This window comes from Streptomyces sp. NPDC041200 (assembly GCF_055591805.1).
Window position 1 is genome coordinate 207,848 of record NZ_JBVIZF010000009.1, and the last position, 12,903, is coordinate 220,750.

General features: G+C 71.7%; 11 protein-coding genes. 8 read left to right on the forward strand and 3 right to left on the reverse strand.

The annotated features are described in order from the left end of the window. Positions 1 to 44 precede the first annotated feature (44 nt). A complete protein-coding gene (locus ACZ6CL_RS22020; protein ID WP_468937831.1) occupies positions 45 to 1,970 on the reverse strand; it encodes a SpoIIE family protein phosphatase in 1,926 nt (641 codons plus the stop codon). 49 nt (positions 1,971 to 2,019) lie between these two features. On the opposite strand from ACZ6CL_RS22020, the gene ACZ6CL_RS22025 reads away from it, so the two are divergent. Continuing rightward, complete coding sequence (locus tag ACZ6CL_RS22025; protein ID WP_468937832.1) at positions 2,020 to 6,306, forward strand: HAMP domain-containing protein; 4,287 nt, start codon at positions 2,020 to 2,022, stop codon at positions 6,304 to 6,306. Continuing rightward, on the forward strand, positions 6,303 to 6,932 hold the full coding sequence (locus ACZ6CL_RS22030) for a response regulator (protein ID WP_468937833.1): 630 nt from the start codon (positions 6,303 to 6,305) through the stop codon (positions 6,930 to 6,932). Before ACZ6CL_RS22025 ends, ACZ6CL_RS22030 begins: the two co-directional genes overlap by 4 nt. A gap of 26 nt (positions 6,933 to 6,958) precedes the next feature. Here ACZ6CL_RS22030 and ACZ6CL_RS22035 read toward each other — a convergent pair whose 3' ends face one another. Continuing rightward, a complete protein-coding gene (locus ACZ6CL_RS22035; RefSeq protein ID WP_468937834.1) occupies positions 6,959 to 7,447 on the reverse strand; it encodes a MarR family winged helix-turn-helix transcriptional regulator in 489 nt (162 codons plus the stop codon). 142 nt (positions 7,448 to 7,589) lie between these two features. Between ACZ6CL_RS22035 and ACZ6CL_RS22040 the strand changes: the two genes are divergently transcribed. Genes ACZ6CL_RS22040 through ACZ6CL_RS22055 form a run of 4 tightly spaced genes read left to right on the forward strand, consistent with a single transcriptional unit; the run spans position 7,590 to position 11,371 of the window. After that, entirely contained in the window at positions 7,590 to 8,519 is a 930-nt protein-coding gene (locus ACZ6CL_RS22040) for an SDR family NAD(P)-dependent oxidoreductase (protein ID WP_468937835.1), read from the forward strand. Continuing rightward, on the forward strand, positions 8,516 to 9,388 hold the full coding sequence (locus ACZ6CL_RS22045) for an amidohydrolase family protein (protein ID WP_468937836.1): 873 nt from the start codon (positions 8,516 to 8,518) through the stop codon (positions 9,386 to 9,388). The genes ACZ6CL_RS22040 and ACZ6CL_RS22045 overlap by 4 nt, the downstream gene beginning before the upstream one ends. A gap of 6 nt (positions 9,389 to 9,394) precedes the next feature. After that, the gene (locus ACZ6CL_RS22050; protein ID WP_468937837.1) at positions 9,395 to 10,882 is read left to right on the forward strand and encodes an acyl-CoA synthetase; all 1,488 of its coding nucleotides are present in this window, start codon (positions 9,395 to 9,397) and stop codon (positions 10,880 to 10,882) included. Between the two features lie 30 nt (positions 10,883 to 10,912). Beyond that, a complete protein-coding gene (locus tag ACZ6CL_RS22055; RefSeq protein ID WP_385448100.1) occupies positions 10,913 to 11,371 on the forward strand; it encodes a MaoC family dehydratase in 459 nt (152 codons plus the stop codon). Between the two features lie 3 nt (positions 11,372 to 11,374). Here ACZ6CL_RS22055 and ACZ6CL_RS22060 read toward each other — a convergent pair whose 3' ends face one another. After that, positions 11,375 to 12,082 carry a hypothetical protein gene (locus tag ACZ6CL_RS22060; RefSeq protein WP_468937838.1) on the reverse strand — a complete coding sequence of 236 codons (708 nt, stop codon included), beginning with the start codon at positions 12,080 to 12,082 and terminating at the stop codon, positions 11,375 to 11,377. A gap of 111 nt (positions 12,083 to 12,193) precedes the next feature. Between ACZ6CL_RS22060 and ACZ6CL_RS22065 the strand changes: the two genes are divergently transcribed. Beyond that, the gene (locus tag ACZ6CL_RS22065) at positions 12,194 to 12,670 is read left to right on the forward strand and encodes an Asp23/Gls24 family envelope stress response protein (RefSeq protein ID WP_468937839.1); all 477 of its coding nucleotides are present in this window, start codon (positions 12,194 to 12,196) and stop codon (positions 12,668 to 12,670) included. Positions 12,671 to 12,707: 37 nt separating this feature from the next. After that, positions 12,708 to 12,899, forward strand: coding sequence for a hypothetical protein (locus ACZ6CL_RS22070; RefSeq protein ID WP_468937840.1), 192 nt, complete (start codon positions 12,708 to 12,710; stop codon positions 12,897 to 12,899). The last annotated feature ends 4 nt before the right edge of the window (positions 12,900 to 12,903 follow it).

Below are 12,903 nucleotides of genomic sequence, written 5' to 3' on the forward strand. Positions count from 1 at the left end.
CATTTCAAGAACTTTGCGCTCGCCGGGAATCGCGCCCCCGGGCCTCACGGCGCCCGCATCAGCTCCTGCGCCGACGTGGGCACCGCCTCCAGCACCAGCACCGCGAGATCGTCGTCGATCGGCTCGGTGCCGAAGTCATGGGCGGCCAGCCGCACCCGCTCCGCGATGGCCTTGGCGCCGAGCCCGGCACAGCCGCGCAGGATGTCGGCCAGGCCGTCGTCGTCGTCCAGCTGCCGGTTGCCGTCCCGCCGCTCGGTCACCCCGTCCGTCACGCACAGCAGCGTCTCGCCCGGCGCCAGGTCCAGGGAGTCGGCGTGGAAGTCGGGTTCGTCGTCGATGCCCAGCAGCATCTGCGGCAGCGCCGCGGGCGCCACCGTGCCGTCGGTGCTCAGTCGCAGCGGCAGCGGATGCCCGGCGCTGGCCAGGACGCAGTGCGTGCCACCCGAGTCGGGGTCCGGCTCCAGCTCCCCGTAGAGCAGGCTGAGGAAACGCGACCGGGCCTGATCGCCGCCGAGGGCCGCGGCCTCCGCCTCCTCCTCCACCAGGGCCTGGTTGAGCCGGGTGAGCACCGATTCCACGCCATGTCCCTCGCGGGCCAGCAACCGCACCAGATGGCGGGCCAGGCCGGTGACCGACATCGCCTCAGGGTCGCTGCCGCAGACGTCGCCGAGCAGGAAGCACCAGCGGCGGCCGCCCATCGGGAACAGGTCGTAGAAGTCGCCGCCGACCGTCTGGCCCTCGCCGTGCGGCTCGTAGACGATCGCGGTGTCCACGCCCGGGATGTGGGCCAGCGAGACCGGCAGCTGGCGGCGCTGCAGCGCCCGGCTGATGGTGGCCTGCTGGGTGTACTGCCGGGCGGTGGCCACGGCCTGGGCGATCCGCCGCGCCACGTCATCGGAGAGCCGCACCACGCCCTCCGGGATCTGCGCGATCCCGGCCCGGCCGAGCAGGAGCACCCCGTAGCCGCGGCCGCGGGCGATGAGCGGGAAGGCCAGCGCGGAGCCGCCCGTACCGGCGGGGTCGGCGGCCGCGGGCCAGGTCCAGGGGGCGCCGGGGGCGTCGAGTCCGGCCGGCGGGGGATCGCTCTCCAGCGTGGCGCGGAGCGCCTCGATGCGGCGCTCGTCGTTGTGCCAGACCCGGCGCAGCTCCGGCCGCCCGCCCTCGGTGTTCAGCCACACCGCGCACCAGTCGGCCAGCCGGGGCACCAGCAGCTGCCCGGCGAGGGCGGCGACCATGTTCTCGTCCAGCTGTCCGGTGAGCAGCTCGCTGGCCTCGGCGAGGAACGACGGCCCGCCACGGTCGACCCATTCGGCGGTCCGGTCGCGGCGCGTGCGCGGCGGGGCGGGGGTGCGGGGCGAGCGGGCGGGCGGCGCGCGGCCGGACTCCTCGGCGGGTACGGAGTCGACCTGGGCCGCCGCCTCGGTGCCCAGGCGGAACCACACGGACTTGCGGGTGCGGTGGTACGTCACGCCCCAGGACTCCGCGATCGCGCCGATCAGCTGGAGGCCGCGGCCCCGGCCGTGGCGCTGGGTGTCGGGCCCGCCCAGCACCACGCTGGCGGGGTGCAGATCGGCGACCTCGATGACGATGCCCGGGCGGTCCGGCGGCTCGTCGGAGGTGTCGCCGGGGGCGTCGGAGGGGGGCTCGCCGGAGCCCGCCGGTCCGTTCCCGGCCCGGAGGCGGCAGGTGACCTCGACCCGGGTGCCCGCGTGCAGGACGGCGTTGGTGACGAGTTCGGACACCAGCAGGACGGCGTCCTCGGTGGTCCGGGAGACGATCGCGTCCGGTCCGAGAATTTCTTTCGCGGTCTGTCCCGCGAGCGTGGTGCGGACGAAGGTGCGCGCGGCCCCTGGCGCGCGCACGCTTCCGGGCAGCGTCGTCCGGGCTACGGACTCGCGCGAGAGAGGAAGCAAAGCCCCCACGTGCGGCTCCCAGGGCAATTCGGGCGGATTGGGCCATCTAGGTGCCATATTATGACAGACGTAGGGATATCTAATGATCTTTTAAAGGGGCGGCGCCATGGCACGCGACCCGAATTCCGCGGAGTGCACCGCCGAGCTGAGGTCGCTGCTGGCGGCGATGAACGCCTTGTGTGACGGCGACTTCACCGTACGTATGGACGGCACGGGCGAGGGCATGCTCGGCGAAATGGCCGGAGCGTTCAACCAGCTGGTGGCGCGCAACGCCCACCTGGCCTCGGAGCTGCAGCGGGTCCGCCGCGAGGTGGTGCGCCAGGGGCGCCTCGACGAGCGGATCAGCGCGAGTCCCGGCCAGGGCGCGTGGACGACCAGCGTGGACGACGCCAATCAGCTGGTGGACGCGCTGACCGGGCCGGTGTCCAACGCCACCCGGGTCCTGGACGCCATCGCCGAGGGCGATCTGACCCGGCGGGTCGATCTGCACGACGGCAACCGCCAGCTCCGCGGCGACCTGCGGCGACTGGCCCGCGGCGTCAACCGCACGGTCGACCAGCTCTCCCTGTTCACCGGCGAGCTGACCCGGGTGGCCCGCGAGGTCGGCACTGAGGGACGGCTCGGCGGCCGGGCCAAGGTCCAGGGGCTGTCCGGGGACTGGCGTGAGGTGACCGAGGCCGTCAACACCATGGCCGCCCGGCTGACCAGCCAGGTCCGCGACATCGCCGTGGTGACCACGGCCGTGGCCCGCGGCGACCTCACCCAGCAGGTGACCGTCGAGGCCACCGGTGAGCTGCTGGAGCTGAAGCTGACCGTGAACACCATGGTCGACCAGCTCCGCGCGTTCGCGGACGAGGTGACCCGGGTGGCCCGCGAGGTCGGCACCGAGGGCGAACTCGGCGGCCGGGCCCAGGTGCGGGGCGTGTCCGGGGTGTGGAAGGACCTGACGGACAACGTCAACTTCATGGCGTCCAACCTGACCAGCCAGGTCCGCAACATCGCCCAGGTGACCACGGCGGTCGCCACCGGCGACCTCTCGCAGAAGATCACCGTCGATGCCCGGGGTGAGATCCTCCAGCTCAAGAACACCGTCAACACCATGGTCGACCAGCTGTCCGCGTTCGCGGACGAGGTGACCCGGGTGGCCAGCGAGGTGGGTACCGAGGGGCGGCTCGGCGGCCGGGCTCAGGTCCGTGGCGTCTCCGGGGTGTGGAAGGACCTCACCCAGAACGTCAACTTCATGGCCGACAACCTGACCTCCCAGGTCCGCAACATCGCCCAGGTCGCCACCGCCGTCGCCGAGGGAGACCTCAGCAAGACGATCGGTGTGGAGGCCAAGGGCGAGATCCTGGAGCTGAAGTCGACGATCAACACGATGGTGGACCGGCTGTCGTCCTTCGCGGACGAGGTGACCCGGGTGGCCCGCGAGGTCGGCACCGAGGGAAACCTTGGCGGCCAGGCGCAGGTCCGTGGCGTGTCCGGGGTGTGGAAGGACCTCACCGAGAACGTCAACTTCATGGCGCTCAACCTGACCAGCCAGGTCCGCAACATCGCCCAGGTGACCACGGCGGTCGCCGACGGCGATCTGTCCAAGCAGATCACCGTGGACGCCCGGGGCGAGATCCTGGAGGTCAAGGAGACCGTCAACACCATGGTCCAGCAGCTCCGGGCGTTCGCCGACGAGGTGACCCGGGTGGCCCGCGAGGTCGGTACCGAGGGCCAGCTCGGCGGCCGGGCCGAGGTCCAGGGCGTGTCCGGGGTGTGGAAGGACCTGACGGACAACGTCAACTTCATGGCGTCCAACCTGACCAGCCAGGTCCGCAACATCGCCCAGGTGGCCACCGCGGTCGCCCAGGGCGATCTGTCCAAGAAGATCGACGTGGACGCGCGCGGCGAGATCCTGGAGCTGAAGACGACCATCAACACGATGGTCGACACGCTCTCCTCGTTCTCCTCCGAGGTCACCCGCGTCGCCCGCGAGGTCGGCAGCGAGGGCCAGCTCGGCGGCCAGGCCCGGGTCGAGGGCGTCTACGGCACCTGGAAGCGGCTGACCACCAGCGTCAACGACCTCGCCCTCAACCTCACCACCCAGGTGCGCGCCATCGCCGAGGTCGCCTCAGCCGTCGCCAAGGGCGATATGTCCGGGTCCATCTCGGTCGAGGCGCAGGGCGAGGTCGCCGAGCTGAAGAACAATGTCAACCTCATGGTGGCCAACCTGCGCGAGACCACCCGCGCCAAGGACTGGCTGGAATCCAACCTGGCCCGTATCGCCTCCCTGATGCAGGGCCACCGCGATCTGGTCGAGGTCGCCGACCTGATCCTGCGCGAGCTGGCCCCGCTGGTGAACGCCCAGTTCGGAGCGTTCTTCCTCGGGCAGCCAGGTGCCGGACCGGCCGAGGGCATGAAACTGATCGCCGGATACGGCACCGAGCAGGGCGACGTCCCGCTTCCGGCCAGCGGCGCCGGAGGCCGCGGACTGGTCACCCAGGCCGCCCAGGAGAAGAAGCGGATTCTGATCAACAACGTCCCGCCCGACTACATCACCATCAACTCCGGGCTCGGCGCCGCGCTTCCCACCAGCGTCGTCATCCTGCCGATCCTCTACGAGGACCTGGTGCTCGGCGTCATCGAACTGGCCTCCTTCAGCCGGTTCAGCGAGGTCCACCTCGCCTTCATCGACCAGTTCGTCAACACCATCGGCGTCTCGATCAACACCATCATCGCCAACGCCCGCACCGAGTCGCTGCTGTCCGAATCGCAGCGGCTCACCACCGAGCTGCGACAGCGCTCCAACGAGCTGCAGCGCTCCAACGCGGAGCTGGAGGAGAAGGCCGCGCTGCTGGCCACGGCCTCGCAGTACAAGTCCGAGTTCCTGGCCAACATGTCGCACGAGCTGCGCACCCCGCTCAACTCCCTGCTGATCCTGGCCCGGCTGCTCGCCGACAACGCCGACCAGCGGCTGTCCTCCCAGGAGGTGCAGTTCGCCACCACGATCCACCGCTCCGGCTCCGACCTGCTCCAGCTGATCAACGACATCCTCGACCTGTCGAAGATCGAGGCCGGGCGGATGGACGTCCGTCCGAAGAAGCTGCCGCTGATGAAGCTGCTCGACTACGTGCACGCCACGTTCCGGCCGCTCGCCATCGACCGCGGGCTGTCGTTCGAGATCGCCGTGGGCGAGGACGTACCGCGCGAGCTGTACTCCGACGAGCAGCGGATCCAGCAGATCCTGCGCAATCTGCTGTCCAACGCCCTGAAGTTCACCTCCTCGGGCGGGGTGAAGCTGCGGGTGGAGCGGGCGGTCGGTGCGGAGTTCCAGGAGGAGACGCTGCGCGACGCGGACGCGGTCGTCGCCTTCTCCGTCAAGGACACCGGCATCGGCATCGCGCCCGAGAAGCTGCCCGTGATCTTCGAGGCGTTCCAGCAGTCCGACGGCACCACCAGCCGCAAATACGGCGGCACCGGCCTCGGCCTGTCCATCAGCCGGGAGATCGCCGGAATGCTGGGCGGCCGGATCATCGCCGAGAGCGAGCAGGGCGTCGGCTCCTGCTTCACGTTCTACGTCCCCGCGCACTACGCCGGAGTCGTCCCGCCCCCCGATGTCTCGGACCCCCGGGCCACCGGGGCCACCGTCCCGGCGGCGCTGCCCGCCACGAACGAATCGCTTCCGGACACCGCCGACCACGCGCCCAGCGGGGTGTTCAGCGACCAGAGCGGCGTGGCCGGAGACCGCGGCTCGCTGGAGAACCTGCTGGCCCCGCAGGACCGCGACGGCCACGGGGACGAGGCGCCGCCGGACGCCCCCCGGCTCCAGCAGTGGCAGCGCGGCCGCCCCGGCCGGGTGCTGACCGGCCGTCGCATCCTCATCGTCGACGACGACATCCGCAACGTCTTCGCGCTCACCCATGTGCTGGGCCGGGTCGGCATGACCGTGAAGTACGCCGAGAACGGCCGCGAGGGGCTGGACGTCCTGCACCGCAACCCGGACGTATCCCTGGTGCTGATGGACGTGATGATGCCGGAGATGGACGGCTACGAGACGATCCGGGCCATCCGCGGCACGCCCCGGCTCGCCGATCTGCCGATCATCGCCCTGACCGCCAAGGCCATGCCCGGCGACCGCGAGAAGGCCCTCGAAAGCGGCGCCAACGGCTACGTCCCCAAGCCGGTGGACGTCGACCGGCTGATGTCCACGGTCTGCGATCTGCTCGACCCGGCGGGCTGCCAGTCGGAGCCGTCGGAGCCGGTGGAGGCAGGCGAGTCGGCGGAGGCGGTGGCGGCGGCTGATCCGGTCGGGGACGGCGACGAGGACACCGGCGGTGAAGAACCCGGGGACGAGCCAGGACCGGACGCGGAGACGCGCCCGCCGAGGCAACGGCGGGGGGAGTCATGAGCGCCGCCGCCCCCGACCGGGCCGGAATACTGATCGTCGACGACATGGAAGAGAACCTGATCGCGCTGGAAGCCGTGCTGGGCCCGCTCGATCAGCGTCTCGTCCGCGCCCACTCCGGCGAGGAGGCGCTGAAGGCGATGCTCCGGCAGGACTTCGCCGTCGTGCTGCTCGACGTCCTGATGCCGGGGATGGACGGCTTCGAGACCGCCTCCAACATGAAGCGTCTCGACCAGACCAAGGACGTCCCGATCATCCTGCTGACCGGTACCGACGCCGACTCGGACTACCCCTACCGGGGCTATGCCATCGGCGCCGCCGACTTCCTCACCAAACCCATCGACCCCTGGCTGCTGCGGACCAAGGTCAACGTCTTTCTGGACCTGCACCGCAAGAACCTCCAGCTCGCCGCCCAGGCCGAGCAGCTGCGCAGGCAGCTGGCCGGGGAACCGGACCCCTCGGACGAGCGGCTGGAGCGGGTGTCCGAACAGCTTGCCCGGACCGCGGGGGTGCTGCGCGCGGGCGGAGGCAGTGCGGAGGAGACGGCCGGGCTGACCGAGTGCGTCACCGAGCTGGCCCGCACCGTGGAGGAGCTGCGGGCGGCCCGTCAGGCGTTCCAGGGCCGATGACGTCGCGGGGGCCGTTGACGGCAGCCCTACGGCGCCGCCGCGTCCCCCTCCGCCCGTGGCGGCGCGGCCGACATCGCCCGGGTGCAGTCGATGAGCGCGTGGCGCAGCTCCCCGCGCTGATCCCCGGTCAGCCCGCCGAGCATCCGCTCCTCCAGCAGCCGCACCTGCTCGTCGTAGCTCCGCAGCGCCTCGCGCCCCCGGTCGCTGAGGCTGATGAGCAGCACCCGGCGGTTGGCCGGATCCCGGCGGCGCTCGATGAACCCCCGCTCCTCCAGCGTCTGGACCATCTCGTGCATGGTCTGCGGCTTGACGAACGAGCGCCGGGCGAGCTGGGCCGACGACAGCCCGTCCCGGCGCTCCAGGACGGTCAGCGCCGTGTACTGCAGCGTGGTCAGGCCGAGGGGGCGCAGCAGCGCGTCCAGATGGGCCCGTATCGCCTGTTCCAGCCGTTTCACCAGGTAGAGCGTGCCGACCTGGTCCAGCTGCGCCGTGTCGGACTGCTCGGAAGTGGTCATTCGGCCATCTTGCCCGACCGGCGGGCCGGGCTGACCGACGGACCGGTCAAGGGGACCGCCCATTGACACCCGACCTCCCGGAGTGCTCCACTCACCATCAGGGATCCTGATGATACTCCGACACCGGAAGGAACCGAAGCCCATGGAGCTGACGGGGAAGACCGCCGTGGTCACCGGCGCGGGGCGCGGCCTCGGCCTCGCGTACGCCCGTGCCCTGGCCCGGGCGGGGGCCGGCGTGGTCGTCAACGACGCCGACGCGGCCACCGCCGAACAGGCGGTCAAGGTCATCACCGACGAGGGCGGTACGGCGGTCGCCGCGCCCGGCGCGATCGGCACCAGCGAGGTCGCCGACGCGCTCGTGGACCGCGCGGTCGAGGCGTTCGGACGGCTGGACGTCCTCGTCACCAACGCGGGCATCCTGCGCGACCGGGTGCTGTGGAAGATGACCGACGAGGACTTCGACGCGGTCCTCGGCGTCCATCTCAAGGGCACCTTCACCTGCGCCCGCGCCGCCGTCCGGCACATGCGCGAGCGCGGCGGGGGCGGCCGCCTGATCCTCATCGGCTCGCCCGCCGGACAGCGCGGCAACTTCGGCCAGACCAACTACTCCGCCGCCAAGGCGGGCATCGTCGGCATGGCCCGCACCTGGTCGATGGAGTGCGCCAAGGCCGGTATCGGCGTCAACGCGGTGATCCCCGTCGCCGCGACCGCCATGACCGCGACCATCCCCGCGTTCGCGCCGCACGTCGAGGCGTACGAGGAGCGCGGCGAACCGCTGCCCGCCTGGCTGCGGCAGGGCGAGGGCTTCGGCACCGCCGACGACGTCGCAGGGCTCGTGGTCTTCCTCGCTTCGGACGCCGCCGACGGCATCACCGGGCAGGCCATCGGTGTCGGCGGCGACCGGCTGACCCTGTGGACCCACCCCGAGGAGCAGGCGGCGGTCTACCGAGAGGGCGGCTGGGACGCGGACGCCATCGCGGGCGTCTGGGGCACGTCGCTGGGGCGGCGCCCGGAGGGGGTGGGCATCCCCGCCCCTGTCGATCCGAGCAGCGGGGAGGGGGACAGGCGGTGAACCCCGACGACCTCGTCGCCATCGACGTCCACACCCACGCCGAGGTCTCGGCGGACGGCCACGCCTCGCTCAGCGGCGAGCTGGCCGAGGCCTCGGCCGCGTACTTCAAGACCCATGGCGCCCGGCAGCCCACCATCCCGGAGCTGGCCGCCCACTACCGCGAACGCCGCATCGCCGCCGTCGTCTTCACGGTCGACGCGGAGACCGCCACCGGCCATCCGCCGATCAGCAACGAGGAGGTCGCCGCCTCCTGCGCCGAGCACGCCGACGTCCTCATCCCGTTCGCCAGCGTCGACCCGTGGAAGGGCCGGGCGGCGGTGCGGGCGGTGCGGCGGCTGGTCGAGGACCACGGGGTGCGCGGCTTCAAGTTCCACCCGTCCCTCCAGGCGTTCCACCCGAACGACCAGCGGTTCTACCCGCTGTACGAGGCCATCGAGGAGCTTCGGGTGCCCGCGCTCTTCCACACCGGGCAGACCGGGATCGGCGCGGGCGTGCCCGGGGGCGGCGGGATCCGGCTGAAGTACTCCAACCCGATGGACGTCGACGACGTCGCAGTGGACTTCCCGGAGCTGCCGATCATCCTGGCCCATCCGTCGTTCCCCTGGCAGGACGAGGCGCTGGCCGTCGCCACGCACAAGCCGAACGTCTACATCGACCTGTCCGGCTGGTCGCCGAAGTACTTTCCGCCGCAGCTGGTCCGCTACGCGAATTCGCTGCTCAAGCACAAGGTCCTGTTCGGCTCCGACTATCCGGTGATCGACCCGGACCGCTGGCTGGCCGACTTCGACAAACTCGAGATCAAGCCCGAGGTTCGGCCGCTGATCCTCAAGGACAACGCGGCGCGGCTGCTCGGTCTCACGAAGGAGTGAGCGGAGATGCTGGAGCAAGGCATCGGCCCGGGCGCCGGAGAGGGCATCGGATCGTGGCCGCGCAGGCGGGCCCGTAAGACCCCCGGGCGGATCGCGGTCGTCCACGGGGACGACACCCAGACCTACCGGGAGCTGGACGAGACCGTCACCCGGTACGCCCGGGCGCTGCGGGCGCGCGGCATCGGGCGCGGCGACCGCGTCGCCTACCTCGGCCCCAACCACCCCGCGTTCCTCCACGCGCTCTTCGCCACCTGCGCGGTGGGCGCGGTCTTCGTCCCGCTCAACACCCGGCTCGCCGCGCCCGAACTGGCCTACATGCTGAACGACTCCGGCGCGCGGCTGCTCCTCCACGATCCGCGCTGCGCGGAAATCGCCGGGGAGGCGGGCGCGGGCCTCGCGGTGGCGGTCGGCGATCTGCTGGACGGGCCCGGAGAGGACCGGGCGGACGAGGTCATGGCCGCCGACGACCCGTGCATGATCATGTATACGTCCGGTACGACGGGCCAGCCCAAGGGTGCCGTCCTCAGCCACGCCAACATCACCTGGAACAGCCTCAACGTCCTGGTCGACACCGATCTGGCCTCGGACGAGATCACCCTCGTCACCGCGCCGCTCTTCCACACCGCCGCGCTCAACATGACCTGTCTGCCGACCCTGCTCAAGGGCGGGCGCGTCGTGATCGAGCCCGGCTTCGACGCGGAACGGATGCTCGACCTGATCGAGGGTCAGGGCGTGACCTGCCTGTTCGGCGTCCCCACCATGTTCGCGGCGGTCGCGGAGTCGCCGCGCTGGGAGAGCGCCGACCTGTCGTCCGTCCGCACCCTGATGTGCGGCGGCTCGCCCGTCCCCAAGGCGCTGATCGACACCTACCTGCGGCGCGGGCTCTCCTTCATCCAGGGCTACGGCATGACCGAGGCGTCCCCCGGGACGCTGCTGCTCGACCGTGAGATGAGCGCGCTCAAGGCGGGCTCCGCGGGCGTGCCGCACTTCTTCACCGACGTCCGGCTGGTCCGCTCGGACCTGATGGAGGCGGGCCCCGGCGAGCCCGGCGAGATCCTGGTGCACGGCCCCCACGTCATGCGCGGCTACTACGGCCTGCCGGACGCGACCGCGGACGCGCTCCTGGAGGGCGGGTGGTTCCGCTCCGGGGATGTGGGGGTGCGGGACGAGGACGGCTACGTCTCCATCGTGGACCGCGTCAAGGACATGATCATCTCGGGCGGCGAGAACGTCTATCCGGCCGAGGTCGAGAACGCGCTGTACGACCACCCCGACGTCGTCGAATGCGCCGTGATCGGCATGCCCGACGCCCGGTGGGGCGAGGTCGGCAAGGCCGTCGTCGTCCTCCGGGCGGGAGCCGCCACCGATCCGCAATGCCTGCTCGACCACCTCGCGGGCCGCCTCGCGAAGTACAAGGTGCCCAAGGCGGTCGAGTTCCGGACCGCGCTGCCGCGCACCGCCAGCGGAAAGATCCGCAAATCCGCCCTGCGCTGACGATACGCACGCCATGACTGGAGACCCCGCATGCCCACGACCGTGAACAGCTTCGACGAGCTGAAGCAGCTGACCGGACAGCACCTCGGCCACAGCCGGTGGCACCGGATCGAGCAGAACCGGGTCGACACCTTCGCCGACGCCACCGGTGACCACCAGTGGATCCACGTCGACCCCGAGCGCGCCAAGGACGGCCCCTTCGGCGGCACCATCGCCCACGGCTATCTCACCCTGTCCCTGCTGATCCCGCTGTGGGGCGAGATCCTGGAGCTGGGCGGCGTCCGGATGGCCGTCAACTACGGCCTCAACAAGGTGCGCTTCCCGGCGCCGGTGCCGGTCGGCGCCACCATCAGGGCCGGGGCGACGCTCGTCTCCGTCGACGAACTCGGGGACGGCGGCGCCCAGGCCGTCATCGACCTGGTGGTGGAGCAGGACGGCGGCGACAAGCCGTGCTGCGTCGCCCAGGCGGTGCACCGCTACCACTGGTGAGGGTCAGCCGCCGCCGTCCACGGCGGTGACGAGGACGGCCACCGTCGCCGGGGGCGGCGCGGTGGCCGCGACCGCCGCGCGGACCGCGCGGGCCACGTCCAGGGCGCGGTGGCCCGGGGCGACGGCCAGTTCGATACGGACGTGGGCGCCCTCGATCCGTACCGCCCCACGGCCCAGCACCGGGGCGAGCCGGGCCACGCCGGGCACGGCGGTGACCGCGTCGGCGATGCCCGAGCCGGCGCCCGCCCGCTCCCCGGCCGGTGGCCGCTCCCCGGCCGGTGGCTGCTCGGTGGGCGGGGCCTGGACCTCCGGGACCTCGTCCAGGACGTCCGCCACCCGCAGGTCCACCGCGCCGACCGCCAGCCCGAGCCGGTCCGCAGCCGCGCTCAGCAGGGCCTCGCGCAGCCGGTCCGCCGCCTCCGGCAGCGGCCGGTCCGCCGTCGCCGCGCACTCCGCCCAGACCCGCAGCGGCCCCGGCGGCAGCGCGCTCGGCGGGGCCGGAACCGAGGGCGGCGCGGCGGCCTCCGGGTCGGCCAGGGCGATCCGGAGCGCGCCGAGCCGTACGCCGGGCACGGTGTCCGCCGCCCGGCGCAGCACGGCGTCCGCCGCGCGCTCGGTCAGCCAGGCGCCGTCCTCCGGCCCGCCCAGGGGGAGGAGGCGGCCGAGCCGCAGTTGTTCCCGTACGGCCTGTGCGAGCCGGTCCGTGACCACGGCGCCACCTCTTCGGAGTGAGTCCCTGAATGATGCATAACTGGAGCCTTTCCAGCTAATCACCATTAGAGTGGCAAGTAGGGCAAATGCTGAGGAAAGGGGCGATTGGTGATGTCCGAGACCGCGCCACGGAACCGGCCCCAGGCACCCGCCACGGAGCCGTCCGCCGCTACGCCGAAGACGCTCGGACGCAGCATCGACCCGGGAGCCCGCGGGCGTACCACCATCGCCGACGGCGTGGTCGAGAAGATCGCCGGGATGGCCGCCCGCGATGTGGTCGGTGTCCAGGCCATGGGCGGCAACATCGCCCGCACCTTCGGGGTCGTCCGCGACCGGGTGCCCGGCGGCGGCCGATCGGTCGCCCGCGGGGTGAAGGCCGAGGTGGGCGAGGTGCAGACGGCCCTCGACCTGGAGATCGTGGTGGACTACGGCGTCTCGATCGCCGACGTCGCCCGGGCCGTACGGGAGAACGTGATCACCGCGGTCGAGCGGATGACCAGCCTTGAGGTGGTCGAGGTCAACATCGCGGTCAGCGATGTGAAGTTGCCGGACGAGGAAGAGGAAGCGCCGGAGCCCAGGCTGCAATGAGCAACCGCTCCGGTGCGCTCCAGCAGGGGAGCACACGATGAGCATGGCCGTGATCGGGATGATCGCGGGGATGGCGCTGGGCTTCGCCGGATACTTCGGTGGCTTCGGAGCCTTTCTGCTGGTGGCGGCGTTGGGCGCCGTCGGGTTCGTCGCGGGCCGGTTCCTGGACGGTGACCTGGAAGCGGGCGACTTCTTCCGGTCCCGCGACCGTGGCGAACGGCGGCGGTGAACCG